At 61.0% G+C, this 21,101-nt stretch carries 18 protein-coding genes and 1 pseudogene; 7 read left to right on the top strand and 12 right to left on the bottom strand.

What is annotated here, in order from left to right; all coding sequences use genetic code 11:
• Positions 1-350: 350 nt before the first annotated feature.
• From C5J24_RS02010 to C5J24_RS02000, 3 genes are all read right to left on the bottom strand, one after another.
• Positions 351-698 carry a GFA family protein gene (locus tag C5J24_RS02010; RefSeq protein WP_046668751.1) on the bottom strand — a complete coding sequence of 116 codons (348 nt, stop codon included), beginning with the start codon at positions 696-698 and terminating at the stop codon, positions 351-353.
• Positions 699-786: 88 nt separating this feature from the next.
• The gene (dnaG, locus tag C5J24_RS02005) at positions 787-2,790 is read right to left on the bottom strand and encodes a DNA primase (RefSeq protein WP_105415192.1); all 2,004 of its coding nucleotides are present in this window, start codon (positions 2,788-2,790) and stop codon (positions 787-789) included.
• A gap of 390 nt (positions 2,791-3,180) precedes the next feature.
• Complete coding sequence (locus C5J24_RS02000) at positions 3,181-3,633, bottom strand: GatB/YqeY domain-containing protein (RefSeq protein WP_105400554.1); 453 nt, start codon at positions 3,631-3,633, stop codon at positions 3,181-3,183.
• A 326-nt stretch (positions 3,634-3,959) separates the two neighbouring features.
• On the opposite strand from C5J24_RS02000, the gene carA reads away from it, so the two are divergent.
• Both carA and C5J24_RS01990 read left to right on the top strand, forming a co-directional pair.
• Positions 3,960-5,165 (top strand): glutamine-hydrolyzing carbamoyl-phosphate synthase small subunit, encoded by a 1,206-nt coding sequence (gene carA, locus C5J24_RS01995; RefSeq protein ID WP_105416564.1) that lies wholly within the window; start codon positions 3,960-3,962, stop codon positions 5,163-5,165.
• A gap of 97 nt (positions 5,166-5,262) precedes the next feature.
• The gene (locus tag C5J24_RS01990; RefSeq protein WP_105415190.1) at positions 5,263-5,613 is read left to right on the top strand and encodes an antibiotic biosynthesis monooxygenase; all 351 of its coding nucleotides are present in this window, start codon (positions 5,263-5,265) and stop codon (positions 5,611-5,613) included.
• Between the two features lie 25 nt (positions 5,614-5,638).
• On the opposite strand, the gene C5J24_RS01985 is transcribed toward C5J24_RS01990, so the two are convergent.
• Both C5J24_RS01985 and C5J24_RS01980 read right to left on the bottom strand, forming a co-directional pair.
• A complete protein-coding gene (locus C5J24_RS01985) occupies positions 5,639-7,036 on the bottom strand; it encodes an MATE family efflux transporter (RefSeq protein WP_105415188.1) in 1,398 nt (465 codons plus the stop codon).
• A gap of 128 nt (positions 7,037-7,164) precedes the next feature.
• Complete coding sequence (locus C5J24_RS01980; protein ID WP_105415186.1) at positions 7,165-8,424, bottom strand: TCR/Tet family MFS transporter; 1,260 nt, start codon at positions 8,422-8,424, stop codon at positions 7,165-7,167.
• Between the two features lie 279 nt (positions 8,425-8,703).
• Between C5J24_RS01980 and C5J24_RS01975 the strand changes: the two genes are divergently transcribed.
• Complete coding sequence (locus tag C5J24_RS01975) at positions 8,704-9,183, top strand: DUF2938 domain-containing protein (protein WP_105415184.1); 480 nt, start codon at positions 8,704-8,706, stop codon at positions 9,181-9,183.
• Here the strand turns inward: C5J24_RS01975 and C5J24_RS01970 are convergent.
• Positions 9,180-9,503 carry a helix-turn-helix transcriptional regulator gene (locus C5J24_RS01970; protein ID WP_046668741.1) on the bottom strand — a complete coding sequence of 108 codons (324 nt, stop codon included), beginning with the start codon at positions 9,501-9,503 and terminating at the stop codon, positions 9,180-9,182. The genes C5J24_RS01975 and C5J24_RS01970 overlap by 4 nt on opposite strands.
• A gap of 47 nt (positions 9,504-9,550) precedes the next feature.
• Here C5J24_RS01970 and C5J24_RS01965 point away from each other — a divergent pair, with 47 nt between their 5' ends.
• The gene (locus tag C5J24_RS01965) at positions 9,551-10,033 is read left to right on the top strand and encodes an SRPBCC family protein (protein WP_105400549.1); all 483 of its coding nucleotides are present in this window, start codon (positions 9,551-9,553) and stop codon (positions 10,031-10,033) included.
• A gap of 227 nt (positions 10,034-10,260) precedes the next feature.
• Here C5J24_RS01965 and C5J24_RS01960 read toward each other — a convergent pair whose 3' ends face one another.
• From C5J24_RS01960 to C5J24_RS01950, 3 genes are all read right to left on the bottom strand, one after another.
• The gene (locus C5J24_RS01960; RefSeq protein ID WP_105400548.1) at positions 10,261-11,169 is read right to left on the bottom strand and encodes a neutral zinc metallopeptidase; all 909 of its coding nucleotides are present in this window, start codon (positions 11,167-11,169) and stop codon (positions 10,261-10,263) included.
• A gap of 101 nt (positions 11,170-11,270) precedes the next feature.
• Positions 11,271-12,482, bottom strand: a complete 1,212-nt coding sequence (locus C5J24_RS01955; protein ID WP_105415182.1) for an MFS transporter — start codon at positions 12,480-12,482, stop codon at positions 11,271-11,273.
• Between the two features lie 145 nt (positions 12,483-12,627).
• Positions 12,628-13,110, bottom strand: a complete 483-nt coding sequence (locus C5J24_RS01950) for a DUF2306 domain-containing protein (protein ID WP_105415180.1) — start codon at positions 13,108-13,110, stop codon at positions 12,628-12,630.
• A 113-nt stretch (positions 13,111-13,223) separates the two neighbouring features.
• Here C5J24_RS01950 and C5J24_RS01945 point away from each other — a divergent pair, with 113 nt between their 5' ends.
• On the top strand, positions 13,224-14,039 hold the full coding sequence (locus tag C5J24_RS01945; protein WP_105415178.1) for a LytTR family DNA-binding domain-containing protein: 816 nt from the start codon (positions 13,224-13,226) through the stop codon (positions 14,037-14,039).
• A 17-nt stretch (positions 14,040-14,056) separates the two neighbouring features.
• On the opposite strand, the gene C5J24_RS01940 is transcribed toward C5J24_RS01945, so the two are convergent.
• A complete protein-coding gene (locus C5J24_RS01940) occupies positions 14,057-15,148 on the bottom strand; it encodes a phosphatase PAP2 family protein (protein ID WP_172723814.1) in 1,092 nt (363 codons plus the stop codon).
• A gap of 256 nt (positions 15,149-15,404) precedes the next feature.
• Here C5J24_RS01940 and carB point away from each other — a divergent pair, with 256 nt between their 5' ends.
• Positions 15,405-18,890 carry a carbamoyl-phosphate synthase large subunit gene (gene carB / locus C5J24_RS01935; protein WP_105415176.1) on the top strand — a complete coding sequence of 1,162 codons (3,486 nt, stop codon included), beginning with the start codon at positions 15,405-15,407 and terminating at the stop codon, positions 18,888-18,890.
• Positions 18,891-18,896: 6 nt separating this feature from the next.
• Here carB and C5J24_RS01930 read toward each other — a convergent pair whose 3' ends face one another.
• Together C5J24_RS01930 and C5J24_RS32180 are read right to left on the bottom strand one after the other, a co-directional pair.
• Complete coding sequence (locus C5J24_RS01930) at positions 18,897-19,931, bottom strand: alpha/beta hydrolase (protein WP_105415174.1); 1,035 nt, start codon at positions 19,929-19,931, stop codon at positions 18,897-18,899.
• Positions 19,932-20,195: 264 nt separating this feature from the next.
• Positions 20,196-20,366 (bottom strand): annotated as a pseudogene (locus C5J24_RS32180) (radical SAM protein); the annotation flags it as partial.
• A 238-nt stretch (positions 20,367-20,604) separates the two neighbouring features.
• Between C5J24_RS32180 and greA the strand changes: the two are divergent.
• Positions 20,605-21,081: a transcription elongation factor GreA gene (gene greA / locus C5J24_RS01920; protein WP_105400937.1), complete on the top strand. Its 477-nt coding sequence runs from the start codon at positions 20,605-20,607 to the stop codon at positions 21,079-21,081.
• Positions 21,082-21,101 lie beyond the last annotated feature (20 nt).

Below are 21,101 nucleotides of genomic sequence, written 5' to 3'. Positions count from 1 at the left end.
TGACCGCCTTAGTCGCGAATCACTGTCCAACACGTAACGGAATGACCTTTAATTCCCGATTACCATTCGGCGGCCGTTTTTGACTCAGGACCGTCCTACCAGAGGATCACCGGTCATGTTCGGTGCTATTGACCCACTCCGCCTATTTTGCCTTGAAATGGTGATTCCCACAAATTAACGCCCCGTCAAGCATTTCCGTAGGTCATACCCAGGAAATGTCAAAAATACGCCCTTTGAGGGGGTCTAATAGGGGTACGCTCACCAGATTTAACCGATATGTAGGCGGTAGGCCCTGAAAGACAAGGGTTTGCGTAGACATAAAGGCTTATGCTTTTCGTCCGGCATATTCCCTAGCGGGAAGCACCGTCATACTGGGTTACCGTCAGCGTGGCAATGTCGATTTCCGGCACGCATCTCAGATTGATCGCCGCCATCTCCGTACCATTCGGCATCGTCGCCTCGCTGAACGGCGCGACACCGCAACTGGCGCAGAAGTAGTGTGTGATCACATGCTTGTTGAACTGGTAGGAGGAAAGGTTCTCCCGCGGTGTCGCGAGCTGGAACTGGCTGCGTGGGACGAAAGCCAGCAGCACGCCCTTACGCCGGCAGAGGGAACAGTTGCATTCCATCGCGGCGCCGAACTCGCCCTCCGCCTCGAAGGCTATCTTGCCGCAATGACAACTTCCCGAAATCTGCATCAAGCTCCCCACTCAGCCGACTCAACGCCGATACAATAGGGCCACGCCATCGTTCGGCAAGGGGTGAGACTTCCGCGCCGCATGCCCCTCAGCCGTGGCTGACGGCGGCTCCCTTCACCCGACCGGAAAGTACCCCGAACCCATCGATGATCGCTTCCTGGTTTTCCATCCGGAGAATTTCGAGCTGGACTTCGGACAGCGCCCGCAGCAGCGGCTCGATCTCACCCGCATCGCCCGCTTCGGTCGTTTCGGCGATTTCCCGCTCCAGTTCGATTTTCTGGAGCCTGAGCGCCTTGGTGCGCTTATGCAGCGACAGCGCCTGCCGATAGCCTTCACGCGCATCTTCCAGCGCCGCGATCTCGGTCGCAGTCCAGAGCCGTGCGTTGCGCACCTGCTGGTCCAGGGACTTCAGCATCACGTCGAACCCCTCGCCGGCAAGCCTCTGCATCAGGTATTCGCGCGAGAGGCTGGCGCCCGCTGTCGCGGCTGCCGGCAGCATCGCCGACCAGAAACGCTGCAGGTCGCGGTTCTCGAAATCGATCGCGGCGATCTCGTCATATTCCTCCAGCAGAAGCTGGGGATGGTTGACGATGGTGAGCGCCAGCACGCTTTCCCGCAGTGCTGGCAGGTCGCGGTAACCGCGCACAAGGCCGGAGCGCGCGAGCCGGTCCGAAACGCCGGCAGCCCTTCCTGCGGCACGCGGTCCCTGCGGCGGGCCGCCCTGGCCTGGCCTGCCACTGCCCGAACCGCGCTGAAAATTCTGGCGCCGGTCGCCCCCGCCGCGCGGCGCCGGCGCGAAGAAGCTGTTCAGCCGGTCGCGGATGGCCTGCTGATAGTGGCGGCGCACGTTTTCGTCGGCGATGACGGAAACGATCTGCTTCAGCCGCGCCTCCAGTTCGGCGCGTTTTTCCGGCGTATCGAAACTTGCCGACGACGCCTCGCGCTGCCAGATCATCTCCACCAGCGGCTTTGCTTCGTTGAGCACCTTGTCGAACGGCGCGCGGCCCTCATGGCGGACGAGATCGTCCGGATCCTTGCCATCGGGAAGCAGCGCGAACCGCACCGACCTTCCGGGCTTCAGGAACGGAAGCGCCAGATCGGCGGCACGACTTGCAGCCCTGAGGCCCGCGCCGTCGCCGTCGAAGCAGAGCACAGGCTGCGGGGTCATCCGCCAGAGAAGCTCGAGCTGGTTTTCGGTGAGCGCAGTGCCGAGCGGCGCCACGGCATTCTCGACGCCCGCCTGATGCAGCGCGATGACATCCATGTAACCTTCGACGGCGATGATCGTGCCCTCGCCCTGCCCCGGCTTGCCGACACCCTGAGTCCGCCTGGCACGCGAAAAATTGTAGAGCACCTGCCCCTTGTGGAAGAGCTCGGTCTCGTTGGAGTTCAGATATTTCGCCGGTGCGTCCGGCGCCATTGCACGGCCGCCGAACGCGATCACCTTTTCCCGCGACGACAGGATCGGAAACATGATGCGGTCGCGAAAGCGGTCGTAGGAGACCGCGATCCCCTCCCCGTGCACCACCAGCCCGCAGGCCTCGATCTGGTCCTTGGGCACGCCTTTGCCCGCGAGATGTTCCTTCAGCGCATTGCGGCTTTCCGGCGCATAGCCGAGACGGAAGGTCTCGATCGTGCGGCCCGTCAGCCCGCGGTCGCGCAGGTAAGCGCGCGCCTTGGCCCCGACGGCGCTCTGGAGCTGGTCCTGGAAAAACTGGGTCGCCAGTTCCATGACGTCGAGCAGCGTCGTGCGTTCCTTCTCGCGCTTCTCGGCCTGGGGGTCCGGCTGCGGCATGGCGATGCCGGCCATGTCCGCGACCGTCTGCACGGCTTCCGGAAAACTCTGCCCTTCGAGCTCGGTCAGGAAGCGGAAATGGTCGCCCGTGACGCCACAGCCAAAGCAGTGGTATCGGCCCTTCCGGTCCTCGCAATGAAAGCTCGGGCTCTTCTCGCCATGGAAGGGGCAGCAGGCCCAATAGTCGCCGCGCGACACATTGGTCTTCTTGCGATCCCACGTCACCCGACGGCCGACGACGGCCGATATCGGCACGCGGTCGCGGATCTCGTCGAGAAAACTGTTGGAAAAGCGCATTTCTACCTCTTACGGCCAGCTTCCATATAAGCGCAGACCTTCAGGAACGCCACCGCCAAGGGAAATGCTTCCCGCTATTCACAGGGAGCGAACGTGGCAACCGGCTCGCCGGCGCCACTCGGTCAAATTTTTGACGGATCGTGAGCCGGCAAGACTATATTTTTGTAATTTCGCCAGACAGGCGCCTGTGGATTTGGCTCTTTCTGAAGTGGGAAGTGCCGGCAATGGAGGAATTTCCATTGATCTCCGGCACAGGGCGTGTCGCGACGCCTCATACCGTCTCGCCGGCGGCAAGTCCGCAACACAGCAAAGCGAGATCCGGAAGAGCAAAAAGGCGGGAAGCCGATGATCGGATTCCCGCCTTTCGTTTGCCGGTCTTGAAAGTACGGCTTACTTCAGAAGATCCTTCACCAGGCCGGAAGCCTTGGCGAAGTCCATCTGGCCCGGGTGCTTTTCCTTCAGCACGCCCATGACCTTGCCCATGTCGCGCAGGCCCTGCGCGCTGGTCTCGCTGATCGCGGCCTGACAGAATTCGCGGACTTTCTCTTCGGAAAGCTGCTCCGGCATGAACCCCTTGATGACGTCGATTTCCTCGCGCTCCTGCGTCGCAAGTTCGGCGCGTCCGGCGTCCTGGTAGATCTTTGCCGATTCCTCGCGCTGCTTCACCATCTTCTGCAGGATCTGCAGGATATCGTCGTCGCTGACCGGATCCTTGCCGAGACCGCGGTTGGCGATGTCGCGATCCTTGATCGCGGTCTGGATCAGCCGCACGGTCGAAAGCCGGCGAGTGTCCTTGGCCTTCATGGATTCCTTGAGCGCATCGGAAAGCTTGTCGCGCATCATCGTTTTTTCTCCTTGGGAAAAAGCCGGCCGCAGGCATGGTGAATTGTGGCTTTTCCTTGGCATTCACACCGTTGTCATAGACGACAGGTCCGGGCCGATCAAATCAAATCACCCAAACCGTTGAATCCCATAGGCTATAATCCTCGTGGAATTCTTGAGCGGCGAGATTGACCACCTCGTCCGCTTTGTCTATTTTCCGGCACCTGCACGAGATTTAGAGGTTTGGGCTTGCGCCGGGATTTCCGCGCGCCCGTCTCTCACGACCATAGATGGCCCTCGCAGCCTGTCTCTTCAAGGGACGGGACCGGTGAGGCAGAAGGATGGATATGACCGCGACCGCCCCCTGGACAATCAAGAAACCTACCGCATTGCTCGTTCTGGCCGACGGCACCGTGATCGAAGGAACCGGCATCGGCGCGACCGGCAAGGTGCCGGCCGAAGTGGTGTTCAACACCGCGCTGACCGGCTACCAGGAAATCCTGACCGACCCCTCCTATCTCGGCCAGATCGTCACCTTCACCTTCCCGCATATCGGCAACATCGGCACCAACGAGGAAGACGTCGAGGACCTGACGCCGGCAGCAAGGCGCGGCGCGGTCGGCACGATCTTCAAGGCCGACATCACCGAGCCCTCCAACTATCGCGCCGGCAAGGATCTCGACGGTTGGCTGAAGGCCCGCGGCATCATCGGCCTCTCCGGCATCGACACCCGCGCGCTGACCGCCTGGATCCGCCAGAACGGCGCCCCGAATGCCGTCATCGCCCACGACCCGAACGGCGTCTTCGACATCGAGGCCCTGAAGGCCGAAGCTCGGGCCTGGAGCGGCCTCGAAGGCCTCGACCTCGCTAAGGAGGCGACATCCGGCCAATCCTCGCCGTGGAGCCAGAAACCCTGGGTCTGGAACGAAGGCTACGGCGAACTGCAGCCCGAAGACGCGAAATACCATATCGTCTGCGTCGATTACGGCGTGAAGCGCAACATCCTGCGCCTTTTTGCCGGCCTCGACTGCAAGGTGACGGTAGTCCCCGCCCAGACCTCGGCGGAAGACATCATGGCGCTGAAGCCGGATGGCATCTTCCTGTCGAACGGCCCGGGCGACCCGGCCGCGACCGGCGAATATGCCGTGCCGGTCATCAGGGACGTCATCAAGACGGATATTCCGACCTTCGGCATCTGCCTCGGTCACCAAATGCTCGGCCTGGCGCTCGGCGCCAAGACCGAGAAGATGCACCAGGGCCATCACGGCGCCAACCATCCGGTCAAGGATCACACCACCGGCAAGGTGGAGATCGTTTCGATGAACCACGGCTTCGCGGTCGATTCGAAGTCTCTGCCGCAAGGCGTTGAGGAGACTCATATTTCGCTCTTCGACGGCAGCAATTGCGGCCTGCGCGTCACCGGCAAGCAGGTCTTTTCGGTCCAGCATCACCCGGAAGCCTCGCCCGGCCCGCAGGACAGCCACTACCTCTTCCGTCGCTTCATCAACATGGTGCGCGAGAAGAAGGGCGAACCTGCCCTCTCGGAACGCTGATTTCGGCGCTTTGAAAAAATTCAGCGACCCTATTGACCTCAACTTTGGTTGAGGTCCCATAAACGCCCCTGTTCAAGATCGAGCAGGGGTTTTTCATATGAGCGAAATACAGAATGGACGCATTTTTCGCGTCAACAGGTTTGCGGTCCCGGTCGAAGGGCGCGAAGAATTTATGGCGTTGGTTCACAGGACGCATGAGATTATCCGCGCCCAGCCGGGATTCGTCGACGACCTGATCCTGGAACAGGCTTCCATTGCCGGACTGTTCAACGTCATCACCATCCTCCAGTTCGAAGGCGAGCACGCTCTTCAGCCGGTCATTGCCGCAGTCGCAAAATCGGATGAGGAGGCAGGCATCGATCGGCAGGCGCTGAGCCGACGCCTCGGCGTAGAGACCAATGTCGGCTTCTACCACAGGGAGGTTTTACAAGAGCTCCAACCGGCCTGACCAACACCGACGACCCGCTGGCTCTTCAGCGGGTCGTTCTGGCCTGGCGTCTCACCAGCAGCCAGAAGCGGCCGCAAAGCAGAACCGCGGCGGCAGCAAGCCCGGTGACGAAGCCGAACCAGACGCCCTCGCCACGAAAACCGAGCGGGAATGCGAATACCCAGGCGCAGGAGAAACCGATCGGCCAGTAGGCGATCAGCGCCAGCACCATCGGCACCCGCGTATCCTTGAGCCCGCGCAACAGGCCGGCTCCGACCGCCTGCAGCCCGTCGACCACCTGGAACGCCCCGCCGATGACCACGAGCGGTGCGGCAAGGCCGAGCAGCATCTGCGCATCGGGCTTGCGGATATCCACGAAGAGCGAACCGAGTTCATGCGGGAAGAGCGCAAAGAGCACGCTGCCCGTCAATGTGAAGCAGATACTGATCAGCAGGATCGACATGGCCGCCCGTCGGACCCCGAGATGGTCCCCTCGCCCATAGGCGAGCCCGACGCGCACGGTGGCGACCTGAGAAAGGCCGAGGGGGATCATGAAGGCGATCGCGGCAAGCTGCAACGCTATGCCGTGCGCAGCGAGCTCCACTTTGCCGATCATTCCCATCAGCAGCGAGGCCGCGGCAAACAGGCTGGTTTCGGCAAGGATCGTAAAGCTGATCGGCAGTCCGAGGCCGATGACCTCCCGGAACGCAACCCAGTCCGCTCGCCAGAAGCGGACGAAAAGCTCGTAGGCGCGCGTCTCGGCCCTGGCCTCGACATAGACGATCGACAGCAGGCAGCCGACGGTCGCGGAAAACATCGATGCGAACGCGGCCCCTTCGAGCCCCCAGGCAGGGGCGCCGAAATTGCCGAAGATGAAGGCGTAGTTCATCACCGCATTGGTGACGAACATGCCAAGGGTCACGTAGAGGATGATGCCGCCACGCTCAAGACCGCTCAGGAACGCCCGCATCGCCATGAGGATCAGATTGGGAAAAATGCCCCATTGGATGACGCGCAGGTAACTCTGCGCCATCCCGGCGATCTCCGGATCCTGGCCAAGTCCGATCAGGATCGGTTGCGAGAACCATAAAAGCGGAGCGGTCAGGACACCGTAAGCGATCACCACCCACATCCCCATACGCACGGAGCGGCGCACCGAGGCTTGGTCGCCGCGGCCGAGCGCCTGGGCGACCATCGGCACGACAGCGCCGGCAAATCCCGAACCGAAGATGAAGACGATGAAGAACATCTGGCTTCCGAGAACCACGGCCGCAAGCTCGGTCGTGCCGAGCCAGCCGACCATGATGACGTCGGTCGTGTTGATCGCCATCTGGGCAAGCTGTGCACCGACGAAGGGAACGCCGAGCGCAAATGTCGCACGCATATGCGCGGACCAGGAATTGTCCGTCGTCGTCACAGCCATGGTGGTGGAAAGGCTCGACATGACACTCCTCCGCAGACGAAAAAAGCCGCTTCCAGAAACTGGCGAGCGGCGGATGATGCAGCCTATAGAGGAGCATCATCCGTGCGGCAACACTTACAGGCGATTAAGCAGAATTTTTGGACGTCTCTTCAAGAAATCTGATGCGTAAGCTCGGCTTCGAGCGGACCCGCGGCCGTCTTTCGTGAAATCCGGGTCAAAAACACCAAAATGGCACAAGCCATGAAAATCGCCGCCATCATGTACGGCGCCCCTGCGAACTCCATTGCTGCATTCTCTCCGGTAAACGCGCTGAACAGCAGCGTGAAGATCGCCGGGCCAACAATCGTCGTCAGGCTGGTGAGGCTGGTCATCGCGCCCTGCAGCTCCCCTTGCGCTGACGGCGGCACCTTGGCCGAGGCAATGCTGCGGAGCGCCGGATCGGCGACGTTCTCGATCGTCGTGACGAGGATGACGGCGTAAACGACCCACCCCTGCCACGCGAAAGCATAACCGGTGAGGCCGAGGCAGGAGAAACAAAGCCCGAGCACCGCGGTCCTCCATTCGCCGAGCACCGGCACCAGTTTCGGCAAAATGAACCCCATGACAAAGGCGGCGCAGATGCCGAACAGCCCGAGCGACAGGCCGATCTGCCCCTCGCTCCAGCCGTAGCGATAGGCCGACACGAAGGACCAGACCGACGGATAGACCGCATGCGCCAGCCAATAGAGGAACATCACCAGCATGACCCAGCCGATGCCCGGGTAGTGGCGCATCTGGCGCAGGGCGCCCAGCGGATTGGCGCGCTTCAACTCGAACTTGCGGCGGTTCGCCTTGTCGAGCGTCTCCGGCAGCAGGAACCATGAGGCCACGAAGTTGGCGAGCGACAGCAGCCCGGCGCCGAGGAACGGCACGCGCGGTCCGAGCTCGCCGAGCAGCCCGCCGATCACCGGCCCGACGGTGAAACCGACGCCGAAGGCGATGCCGATCAGGCCAAAATTCTTAGCGCGGTTCTCATCGTTGCTGATGTCGGCAATGTAAGCCGAGCAGGTGGCGAAACTACCGCCGGAAATGCCGGCGAGGACACGGCCGACGAACAGCATCCAGAAACTGGTGGCTGCCGCGCAGATCAGGTTGTCGAGCGCGAAGGTGAGGACCGAAGCGAGCAGGATCGGCCGCCGGCCGAAACGGTCGCTGAGGTTGCCAAGCAACGGCGCAAACAGGAACTGCATGGCGGAATAGATGAGCAGCAGCCAGCCACCGTCGACCGCCGCCGCACTGAGGTCGTCGCCGGTCAGCTCGCGAAGGAAGGCCGGCAGCACAGGCATGATGATCGCGATTCCGATGACATCGAGGAAAAGGATCATGAAGACGAGGAAAAGGCCGCGGCGCACAAATTTGGGGTCGAGCATTAAAAATGTCTCTCAAGCAATGGTGTTTTCTGGAAAGACGATCAACTCGCCGGGTGCTTACATAACGGCAAAAGAAAATCGAAACAATACGTGAACATTTCAAAGTTTTTGATGAAAGGCACAACCACCGCGCATCGTTCAGCCGGCTAGGCGATCTCGGTGTCGGGCCGCACCCGCCGACAGGATGTTTCCCGTCCGGAAGGCCGGAAGGTCTCGACAGCCCAAACCGGAGCCCATAGAGATTGAAGGTGACCTTCCTCTCTCCGGCAGACCTCTCTCATGATCGAACTTCTCTGGCGCGGCATCCTCATCGGCCTTGGCGCAACCATGCTGATGGATCTCTGGGCGATCGTCCTCAACAAGGTTCTCGGCCAGCCCAAGGCCAACTGGGCGCCGGCCGGTCGCTGGTTCTGGCACCTGGGGCGGGCAAAAGTCTTTCACGACAGCATCGCGGCAGCCGAACCCTACGAACATGAGCTGACGCTCGGCTGGGCCGGCCATTATGCCGTTGGTCTTCTCTACGGGGTGATCCTCGCCCTGATCGTGGGTCCGACCTCGTTCGCCGCCCCGACCTTCATTCCCGCCTGGATCTTCGGCATCGTCACCATCGGCGCCGGATGGTTCCTGATGCAGCCGGGCCTCGGCCTCGGCTGGGCCGCTTCGAAAACACCGAGGCCGAACAAAGTGCGTCTCCTCAATTTCGCCGCCCATACCGTTTTCGCACTCGGGCTTTACGGCACCGCGCTGCTGATCCGCTAGTCTTCCAGATCCCGTTTCATCCGGTCGAGCATGTCGACCGCACGCGCCGCATAGGCGCCGATCCAGCGGTCGTGGATCGCCTTGATCGGCAGCGGATTGAGGTGGTTCCAGCGCTCCCTGCCCTCGCGCTTCACCAGCACGAGCTCGGCCGCTTCCAGAACCTTCAGATGCTGCATCACCGTGCAGCGATCGAGCCTTGGAAACCGGGCGCAGAGATCGCCCGTCGTTTGCGGCCGATCCTTCAGCTCGTCGAGAATCTCCCTGCGAACCGGAGCCGCCAAGGCCTTGAAAATAAGGTCGTTTTTCTCACCACTTGACATGTTATGTTTTTATAACATGATAGAGGAAGAAACAAGGGAGAAAGATCATGGAACTGAAATTCAAGGTATCCGGCCGGATTTCAAAACCGGTCGAGGAAGTGTTCGAGGCCGTCGCCGATCCGAAGCATCTGTCGGGTTATTTTACGACAGGCGGTGCCAAGGGCCGGCTTGAGACCGGCACCATCGTCACGTGGGATTTCGCCGATTTTCCCGGCGCCTTCCCGGTGGAGGTCGTCGAGGTGGAGAAGAACAAGAAGATCGTCTTGCGCTGGGATGCCAATGACGACGCCCCCACAACCCATCCGGTTCCTCCAGAGGCTAAAAACACCTACAAAACGACCATCACCATGACCTTCGAATCGCTGGAAGATGGCCGCACGCTGGTGACCATCGCCGAGGAAGGTTGGCGCGAAACGCCCGGCGGACTTTCTGCGTCCTACGGCAACTGCCAGGGCTGGTCGCAGATGCTGTGTGCCCTGAAGGCCTATGTGGAATACGGGATCAACCTGCGCGAGGGGATGTATAAGTGATTGTGAGCCGAGCTCCCCCCTCACCAACAAAATCTAGCGCTTAGCTGAAGCCAAGATGCTGATTTTGTAACCTCTCCCGCCAAGGGAGAGGTTAGCCCGCGGCGGCGCGGCACCTTTATTTCTCCCCTTGCGGGAGAGAAAGCGATTTCAACATCTTAGCTGAAAGCTAAGTGTTAGAAATCGCAAGTGAGGGGATTGTCACGGGTCCCCGCAGCATCTGACTGACCTCAGACATTCCCCGAGAACGTATCGCAGGCCTTCATGTCGCCCGTATCGAACCCGCGCTTGAACCAGCGCGCGCGCTGCGCCGAAGTGCCGTGGTTGAAGCTTTCCGGCACGACATAACCCTGGCTGCGCTTCTGCAGCGTATCGTCGCCGATCTGCTGGGCGGCGTTGAGGGCCTCTTCGAGATCGCCGGTGTCGAGGATACCCTTCTGCTGGGTGAACTTGCCCCAGACGCCGGCGAAGCAGTCAGCCTGCAGTTCGACGCGCACCGACATGCGGTTAGCGTCCGTTTCGCTCATCCGCTGGCGGGCCTGGTTGAACTTCGGCAGGATGCCGAGCAGGTTCTGCACGTGGTGGCCCACCTCGTGGGCGATCACATAGGCCTCGGCAAAATCGCCTGCCGCGTCGAAGCGCTGTTCGAGTTCCTTGAAGAAGTTGGTGTCCAGGTAAAGCTTGTGGTCGCCGGGGCAATAGAACGGCCCGGTCGCGGAAGACGCAAATCCGCAGGCGGAGTTCACCTGGCCGGAAAACAGGACCAGCACCGGCTCCTTATATTGCTGGCCGTTGGCTTGGAAAATGCCGTTCCAGGTATCTTCCGTCTCGGCAAGCACCGTGCGCACGAACGCCGTCGTCTCGTCGGTGGCCGGCGTGCGGTCGCCGGTCGTTTGCTGCTGCTCGAATCCCGACCCGTCCATGCCCAGTTCGCCGGACAGCAGCGAAAGCGGATTGATGCCGGTGATCCAGCAGATGATCAGGATGACGATGATCCCGCCGATGCCGAGCCCGCCCCCGCGGCGGCCACCGCCACCGATCGGGATGCGCAAGCCGCCGCGACCGAGCGGACTGCCGCCCATGGAAGCGCCACGCTGGTCCTCGACGTTGTCCGATTGCCGACGGCCTTTCCATTCCATTTTCGCTCACTCCTCTTCGGCGACATCACGCCTGCCGGGCGATATAACGCTGGCGGCCGCAAAAGCGATCCGTCCAGCATCTCATAGCCGAAGATTCGTTCTCAGGCGACCCGCAGAGCCTTCTTGCCCGGCAGGAAAACCGTCAGCAATCCGAGCACCGGCAGGAAGGCGCAGACATTGTAGACGAAGCCGATACCGTACCGGTCGGCAAAGACGCCGAGTACCGCCGCGGCAATGCCCCCGATGCCGAAAGCGATCCCGAAGAAGATGCCGGCGATCATGCCGACCCGGCCCGGCACCAGCTCCTGCGCCATGACGACGATCGCCGGGAAGGACGATGCCATGATGAAGCCGATAATGCCCGAAAGCGCGATCGTTACCGGCAGGTTGGCGAACGGCATGGCAAGCGTGAACGGCAGCACGCCGAGGATCGAGAACCAGATCACCACCTTCGACCCGAACCGGTCGCCGATCGGTCCGCCGATGACGGTGCCGAGCGCAACGGCGCCGAGGAAGATGAACAGCATGATCTGCGACTGCTGCACCGTCACCTGGAAACGCTCGATGACGAAGAACGTATAATAGCTACCGATCGACGCCATGTAGGCATTCTTGGAAAAGGTCAGGAGCGCCAGCACGACGAGGGCGACGGTGACCGTGCGCCTGGAGAGGTTGTGGGCGTTCAGCACGCGCTTGCGGCCCTTGTTGGCAAGCATATGCGCCTTGTACCAGCGCGCCACCCACGACAGGATGACGATGCCGAGCAGCGCGATGCCCGAGAACCATGCGACGCTCCCCTGCCCGTTCGGCACGATGATGAAGGCGGCGAGCAGCGGCCCGATCGACTGGCCGAAATTGCCGCCCACCTGGAAGACCGACTGCGCAAAGCCGTAGCGGCCACCGGACGCCAGCCGCGCGACCCGCGACGATTCCGGATGAAAGACCGCCGATCCGATGCCGATCAGCGATGCCGCGACGACCAGCATGACATAGGACTGGGCGGCCGCCAGCATGAAGAGGCCGATGAAGGTCGAGCCCATGCCGACCGGCAGCGAATAGGGAAAAGGCTTCTTGTCGGTGATGATGCCGATCACTGGCTGCAACAGCGAGGCCGTGCACTGGAATGCAAGCGTCAGGATGCCGATCTGCCAGAAATCGAGGGCATAATCCGTCTTCAGCATCGGATAGATCGCCGCGATCATCGACTGCATGATGTCGTTCAGCATATGGCAGAAGCTGACCGCCAGGATGATCGGCAGCACCGTCACTTCGGCGGCAGTTGCGGAAACGGGTTTGGATGTTGCATCGGCCATGGGATTTCCTCCGCGCAAGCGGTCGTCATCGCGGATGGCCGTTGCTGCAAGTGTCTTGGACGCACATCTAGTCCCGCAAGCCGGGCCTGTCCATGACAGCAAAGCGCCGAACGGTACGCTTCGAGGAAATTCTTGATACCGGCTCTTAAGTTCGCCGTGACGCGAGCCTCTTCTGAAGGACAAGTGCTCCAGCGATACCGGCGAGCGTCAGAAGCAATATCCAGCTCGGGCCGCCGGAGAAAACCACCGCGTTCATGATCCGCCCCGGGATCAGCGTGAACAGGCCGGCGATCCCGATGCCACCGAAATACATGCCGATGACCGCCGCCTTGTGTGCCCGGATATTTTTGGCACGCGCAGCGCTGATTGCCCGCCACACCGCCACGAGCACGAAGACCGACAGGAGATGGATCGGGCTGAAGCCGTAGACGAGGTTGATCTCGTGGATGAAGAAGCTGGAGAGCGAGGTGATAACCATCAGCGCCATCCAGATCTTGCCGAGCAGGCGGTGTATCGGCATGCCCTTAGCGTTCATCAGGATATAGGCACCGAGCACGGTGGCCGGCAGGACGGCTGCGACATGGACCTGAACGGCAAGTGGGGCGTCGAGGAGCGGCTGAAGGTTCATCGGAAATACCTGTCGAAATCATCGTGAAGCTGGGAGGCGATTGAATTGGTCGCCTGTTTCCGCCATGACTCGTCGATCCTCCACCGGAATGGCGCAGACGACGGATAAATTTCGTGAATCACCCGTTCTTGAGTTCCACGCTTCGTGAATTGCAGCTCTTCACCCGTTCCCGGCGTTTCTGGACGACCTTTGCGCTCGTCATCCTGATCTTCGTCGTCAGCGGACCCTACGGCACTTTCGAGCGGATGACGCTCGGTATCCGGCTGGGTTACTGGCTGATCGTGCACGCCGTCACCTGGTCGATCGCCATCTGTCTTTCGGTCATGGCCGAAATCCTGTTGCGGCAACATCTCCAGCATACACTTGCCCGCATGATGATCGGCTCGCTCACCGCCGCCCTGCCGATCGGCTTTGCCCTCGGCGCGATCGACTTCGCGTTTTTCGGCCACGGGATCGAGATCGGCGACGGCTTCAGGCGGGCGCTGGTCGCGCTGCCGCTCTGTGCCCTCTTCTGTCTGCTCACCTACATGGCCATGCACCGACAGATTGCCGTGGTGTCAGCCCCGGCCCCGCCCGCATCACCTTCTTCTGCCTCGGAGCCTCCGGCTTCGCCCTCATCCGGACCCGAAATCCTCGCCCGCCTGAAACCCCATAACCGCGGCGCACTCCTGCGGCTTTCGGTCCAGGACCATTATACCGAGGTAACCACCAGCCGTGGCCGCGAACTGATCCTGCTGCGTTTCGCCGACGCCCTGAAGGAACTCGGGCTCACGCCAGGCCTGCAGGTGCATCGTTCCCACTGGGTGGCCGATGCCCATGTCGAAACGCTGAAACGCGACGACGGCAAGCTTTTACTGATCATGAAGGACGGCTCGGAGATTCCCGTGAGCCGCACCTATGCCGAGGCGGTGCGGACGCGGTTCGGTTAGATTTGCACCGTCGTCGGTTATGCGGCGGTAGCATCCGACCGCCGCGCAAGCGGGAAAGGTATTGGCCGCAATGCTGACGCCGAGAAATAGGCCAGCGTCACGACGATGAATGAGACATATCCATCGATGGCATAGTGCCAGCCGAGATAAACGGAGCTGAGTTGGATGAAGCCTACGTAAACGAAACCCACAATGGCGAGGCGGCGAGAACGTTCAGCCAAGAAAAAGGCGTTGAGCGTGATCAGGCCGACGTGAACGCTTGGGAAAGCTGAGATACCCCCTCCGAAGCCCGGCTTTCCCTCTTCGTACAGGCTCCAGAGATAGGACTGGTAATTCGCCGCAGAACTCGCCCACTGGCTCGGAGCAAGAAAAGCCGTCAACGCCGCAAACCGGGCGTGGTCGCCAGTCACCGCACCGTAGAAGGCCGGACCCGCCGACAAAAATGTACCCGCAAGCACGTTGCCGCACATAATCCAGACGAACAGGAAAAACAGCATATAACGCTGGCGAATGCCATCGGCCGATGGTGATGTCAAGACAAAGAACAGAGTGCCGAAGCAGATGATGAACCACACTACATTGTAGTTGAATTCGACAATGGTACGGACCACGTCATAACCGGCCACGGCATGCAACAGCCGCCAGGGGTCTATTCCGAAAGACAGCCAAGCATCGATATCCGCCTGAATCTTGTCATATTGGAAACCGCCTTCGAGTGCCGGCAAGGCGTTCTTGATCGAGGTGAACGTTCCCTGGAAAACCATCAGGGCCATCATCAGCAGCACGCCGGAGAGCAACGAGGCAATACGCCGAGCGGAAAATGTTCGGCGATAGGCAAGCCGCCGCCGCCTGTCGAAACGCAGTATCAGGATGGAAAGGTCGATGACGATCGCCATCACCGGCATGACGACCGCAAAGACCTGCGGCCACTGCTGGAAATAGAGATGATGCGAAATCATCGCCGTCATGTCGGTTAGGCCGAGAAATATCAGGCCCCCCAGCGAGTACAGGCCGATAAGTACATAGAGCAGTGCATCCTTGCGCAGCCGACACGCGCACCCCCGCGCCAAATCTACCACAAATTGCGCCAACTGCTTTTTGTGCACCATCCATCGCTGCATTTGCTGACGTCTCGATAGAAGCCCCGATTTCCGGACAATGCTGAAATCTGATTAAGACTTCGCTATTGCAACGACCAAAACCGAGCCTCGATTTCTGTCGATTTGGCGATTTATGGGGTTCCGTTCGGGAGAACATTTGCCTATAAGCCGCGTCTAGCCTGAAAAGACATGCGCGCGTGACCCGACCGGTGGTATTCCACACCGCGCCGGTTTTCCGCGCAGGAAAAAAGCGGAAAGATACCCCATGCCCAAGCGCCAAGATTTGAAATCGATCCTCATCATCGGCGCGGGTCCGATCGTCATCGGCCAGGCATGCGAGTTCGATTATTCCGGCACCCAGGCCTGCAAGGCGCTGAAGGAAGAAGGTTACCGGGTCATCCTGGTCAACTCCAACCCGGCGACGATCATGACCGATCCGGGCCTTGCCGACGCGACCTATGTCGAGCCGATCACGCCCGAAGTCGTCGCCAAGATCATCGCCAAGGAACGGCCGGACGCGCTGCTGCCGACCATGGGCGGCCAGACCGCACTGAATACCGCGCTCTCCCTGAAGCGGATGGGCGTGCTCGACCGCTACAATGTCGAGATGATCGGCGCCAAGCCGGCTGCCATCGACATGGCCGAGGACCGCGCCCTCTTCCGCGAGGCGATGTCCCGCATCGGACTTGAAACGCCGAAGTCGATGCTGGCTAACGCCACCGACATCAAGGATACCGACCGTAAAGTCCACGAGGCCGAACGCGCCAAGCTGCGCGAAAGCCTTTCCGGCGCCGATCTCGACAAGGCGCTCGACGCGCTCGAAAACCAGTGGAACCTCGGCGAGACCGACCGCAAGCAGCGCTACATCAGCCACGCCATGGCGATCGCCGCCCAGGCGATCGACGTGGTCGGCCTGCCTGCCATCATCCGTCCCTCCTTCACCATGGGCGGCACCGGCGGCGGCATCGCCTATAACCGCTCGGAATTCTTCGAGATCGTCGGCGGCGGGCTCGACGCTTCGCCGACCACCGAAGTGCTGATCGAAGAGTCGGTGCTCGGCTGGAAGGAATACGAGATGGAGGTGATCCGCGACAAGGCGGACAACTGCATCATCATCTGCTCGATCGAGAACATCGACCCGATGGGCGTCCACACGGGCGATTCGATCACCGTCGCGCCGGCGCTGACGCTGACCGACAAGGAATACCAGATGATGCGCAACGCCTCGATCGCGGTCCTGCGCGAGATCGGCGTCGAGACCGGCGGCTCGAACGTGCAGTTCGCCGTCAACCCGAAGGACGGCCGCCTCGTCGTCATCGAGATGAACCCGCGTGTCTCGCGCTCGTCGGCGCTCGCATCGAAGGCCACCGGCTTTCCGATCGCCAAGGTCGCCGCCAAGCTCGCGATCGGCTACACGCTCGACGAACTCGACAACGACATCACCGGCGGCGCCACACCTGCTTCGTTCGAACCGTCGATCGACTACGTGGTCACCAAGATCCCGCGTTTTGCCTTTGAAAAATTCCCGGGCGCTTCGCCGGTCCTGACCACTGCGATGAAGTCGGTCGGCGAAGTCATGGCGATCGGCCGCACATTCGCGGAATCGCTGCAGAAGGCGTTGCGCGGCCTCGAAATCGGCCTGACCGGCCTCGACGAGATCGAAATCCCCGGCTTCGAGGAAGGCGAGAATTCCAAGAACGCCATCCGCGCCGCGATCGGCACGCCGACCCCGGACCGGCTGCGCATGGTCGCCCAGGCGCTGCGCCTTGGCCTCACCGAGGGCGAAGTCCACGAGGCCTGCAAGATCGACCCGTGGTTCATCGCCCAGCTGAAGGCGATCACCGACATGGAGGCCCGCATCCGCGAGCACGGCCTGCCGGACGACGCCGAAAACCTGCGCATGCTGAAGGCCATGGGCTTCTCGGATGCCCGCCTCGCAAGCCTCACCAAAAAACGCCCGAAGGAAGTCGCCGAGCTCCGCAACAGCTTGAACGTCCGCCCCGTCTTCAAGCGCATCGACACCTGCGCCGCCGAATTCGCCTCGCCGACCGCCTACATGTACTCGACCTACGAAACGCCCTTCGTCGGCAGTCTGCGTTCGGAAGCGGAAGTCTCGGCCGCCAAGAAGGTCGTCATCCTCGGCGGCGGTCCGAACCGCATCGGCCAGGGCATCGAGTTCGACTATTGCTGCTGCCACGCCGCCTTCGCGCTGAAGGATGCCGGCTATGAAGCGATCATGATCAACTGCAACCCCGAAACCGTGTCGACCGACTACGACACGTCGGACCGCCTCTATTTCGAGCCGCTGACCGCTGAAGACGTCATCGAAATCCTGCGCGCCGAGCAGGAAAAGGGCGAAGTGGTCGGCGTCATCGTCCAGTTCGGCGGCCAGACGCCGCTGAAGCTTGCCGAGGCGCTCGAAAAGAACGGCATCCCGATCCTCGGCACCGCGCCCGACATGATCGACCTTGCCGAAGACCGCGACCGTTTCCAGAAGCTTCTGATGAAGCTCGATTTGAATCAGCCGAACAACGGCATCGCCTATTCCGTCGAGCAGGCCCGCCTCGTCGCCGCCGAAATCGGTTTCCCGCTGGTCGTGCGCCCGTCCTACGTTCTCGGCGGCCGCGCCATGCAGATCATCCACTCGGAATCGATGCTGCAGACCTACCTGCTCGACACCGTGCCGGGCCTGGTGCCGGAAGACATCAAGCAGCGTTACCCGAACGACAAGACCGGCCAGATCAACACCCTGCTCGGCAAGAACCCGCTTCTGTTCGACAGCTACCTGAGCAATGCGATCGAAGTCGACGTCGATTGCGTCTGCGACGGCACCGACGTTTATGTCGCCGGCATCATGGAACATATCGAGGAGGCCGGCATCCATTCGGGCGACAGCGCCTGCTCGCTGCCGCCGCGCACCCTTTCGCCGGAAATGATCGACGAGCTGGAGCGCCAGGCCAAGGCCATGGCCAAGGCCCTGCATGTCGTCGGCCTGATGAACGTGCAGTTCGCCATCAAGGACGGCACGGTCTACGTGCTGGAAGTCAACCCGCGCGCCTCGCGCACCGTGCCATTCGTCGCAAAGACCATCGGCGCGCCGATCGCCAAGATCGCCGCCCGCGTCATGGCCGGCGAAAAGCTCGACGCGACGTTTGCCGCCTACGGTACCAAGCCGGATCCGCGTGCGCTGAAGCACATCGCGGTCAAGGAAGCGGTCTTCCCGTTCGCCCGCTTCCCAGGTGTCGACATCCTGCTCGGCCCGGAAATGCGCTCGACCGGCGAAGTCATCGGCCTCGACACGGATTTCGCGCTGGCCTTCGCAAAGTCGCAGCTCGGCGCCAGTGTCGAACTGCCGCGCGACGGCACGGTGTTCGTCTCCGTGCGCGACGAGGACAAGGCCCGCGTGCTCCCGGCGATCCGCATCCTGACCGATATCGGCTTCAAGGTGCTTGCAACCGGCGGCACCGCCCGCTTCCTTGCCGAACAGGGCATTGCCTCCACCCGCATCAACAAGGTGCTCGAAGGTCGCCCGCATATCGAGGACGCGATCCGCAACCGCCAGGTCCAGCTCGTCATCAACACCACGGACGGCAACAAGGCGATCTCGGATAGCAAGTCGTTGCGCCGCGCGACGCTGATGCAGAAGGTGCCCTACTACACCACCATGGCCGGCGCCGAAGCCGCCGCCATGGCAATCAAGGCGCTGAAAGCCGGCAATCTCGAAGTCCGCCCGCTGCAGAGCTATTTCTGAGCCATATCAGGCGATGCGAGCGGACGCCGTCTTCGCATCGTCCTTGATATGCCAGTCGCCCTGGAACTTTGGCCGTGTTCCCTCTTGAAGGGTCAAGCGGCCATTTTTCATTTTCCGGGTTGGGATGGCGTGGCGGTCAATTGCGCCTTCGAGTGTCATGGAGAGATCTCGGGCAAACAGCCGATTGCCAATGTGCCAGGAATGCGTCCAGGAGCCGAGACTCGGCTGCGACTTCGGATCGACACCCTCGAAATAATCGCCACAATCGACATCCACCGCTTTCGAATTGACGAGGATCGGCAAGCCAACACGCCCCGCGCGCGGAGCAACGCCGAGTCTTTTCGCATTGGAGACAGCGAGCACTGAATCGAACGGATTGGAATAATTGGTAAAGCGCATGATCCGCCTAAACATGGGCTGGCTCCAATCGCTTGACAGAGCAAGACTATCGCTGGAGACGTCACCCGCGATAAATGCTACCTGCCCCATGCGCCAATCGCTCTTGAAGAGCTCCCCCTTCTTCTCGGCCTGGGCAAAAGCCTCAAGGGTGACATAGCACCCTGCAGAATGGGCTATCAGGTGCACGTTGGTCTCACAACCGGCCTTCTGCGCCTGGCTGAGCAAAAGGATGCCCTTGGTCACAAGCTCGGCAGCGACGGCCGCACCATCCCATCGGTCCTCCAGATAGTTCAGAGTCTGATTGTCGCTAGGCCAGTCGAACGCAACGATTTCCCCGCGCCAACCCTCAGCCTTCATATCTTCCTTTAGCTGCCTGACTCGCTCGATCACATTGGAAATGGCGTTGTTATAGCCATGAATGAATATGAGCACGTCGCCACTCGGGCCAATCGAATTCGGATTCTCGTCTCCATCCGCAAGCCCCTGTACTTCGGAGACCCAATCCTTGCTGCTGGAAATGACATGACTAGCATCGTAGTGATTGACGCCGCTCGGAACCTTGAGGAACCTTATCGGCCCTGGCTCTTCGGTGAAGTTGGTGCCCTCACGCTTTCTTGCAGAAATTATATATGTGCTGGTCATTGTCGCCCCCGGAACCACCCCTCACATCGCAGTTAAGTTAGAACAACATCCACAAAAAAGCACAACCTTTAATTTAATGCTTCCAGAACACCCGCATCAATCCCAGCCTCGATTGCGCCGCAGAATCCCCACCTGATTCAGTCTCTCAGTTCACGCCGCCAAGCGCTTGATCCGGTTCATGTCCTGCCTGAATCGGGCAAGCTCCTCCGCCTTCCTGCCCTCGTCGTGAATGCGCAGCAGATAGGACGGATGCACCGTCACGAAGAGCGTCCGCCCGTCCGGCGCGTAGGCGTGGCAGATCCCGGAACCCTCCGTCGAACCGAGCCCGCCTGTCGCGGACGAGTCCCGCTTCACAGTTCCGCTGGAGGCACAGGAAGCATCGTATTTGGCGGCATCCGAAAGGATCGCCAGGCGTTCTTTCAGCGACTTCTTCACTAGAACGTTCACTAAATGTTCTTTTGCGGCCCGCCAAGTCATTGACAAATGGTACCGCTTAGATCCACATGCTGCGGGAGGCCACACGGACAAGGTTTCGAAATTCCTAGCACTCGCTGTCGAAATTCTGTTATAGTGACCCACATTCTGATTTTACGATGGTTCCGAAGTTTCGCTCCGGAACCTGTTTCTTTTTGTGTCCGCGGCATCCGCGGGCATGCGCCTGAAGGACAAGGAAATGGTTGAAAAGGTACCGATGACGCAGAGCGGTTTTTCCAAACTGCAGGAAGAGCTGCGCTGGCGCCAGCAGGAGGAGCGTCCCCGTATCATCGAGGCAATTGCAGAAGCGCGCGCCCATGGCGACCTTTCGGAAAACGCCGAGTACCACGCTGCCAAGGAGGCCCAGAGCCATAACGAAGGCCGCATCACGGAACTCGAAGATCTGACAGCGCGCGCCGAAGTCATCGATTTGTCCAAGATGTCCGGCTCGAAGATCAAGTTCGGCGCGACCGTCAAACTTATCGACGAGGACACGGAAGAGGAAAAGGTCTACCAGATCGTCGGCGACCAGGAAGCCGATGTGAAGGCCGGCCGCATCTCCATCTCTTCGCCGATCGCGCGTGCGATGATCGGCAAGGAAAAGGGTGATTCCATCGAAGTCGTCGCCCCCGGCGGCTCCAAGGCCTACGAAATCCTCGCCATTTCCTGGGGCTGACCGCCCGTGGGTAAAAGCGG

The organism is Neorhizobium sp. T25_27, assembly GCF_002968565.1.
Lineage (GTDB): Bacteria > Pseudomonadota > Alphaproteobacteria > Rhizobiales > Rhizobiaceae > Neorhizobium > Neorhizobium tomejilense.
This window is presented reverse-complemented; position numbering and strand designations above follow the sequence as displayed.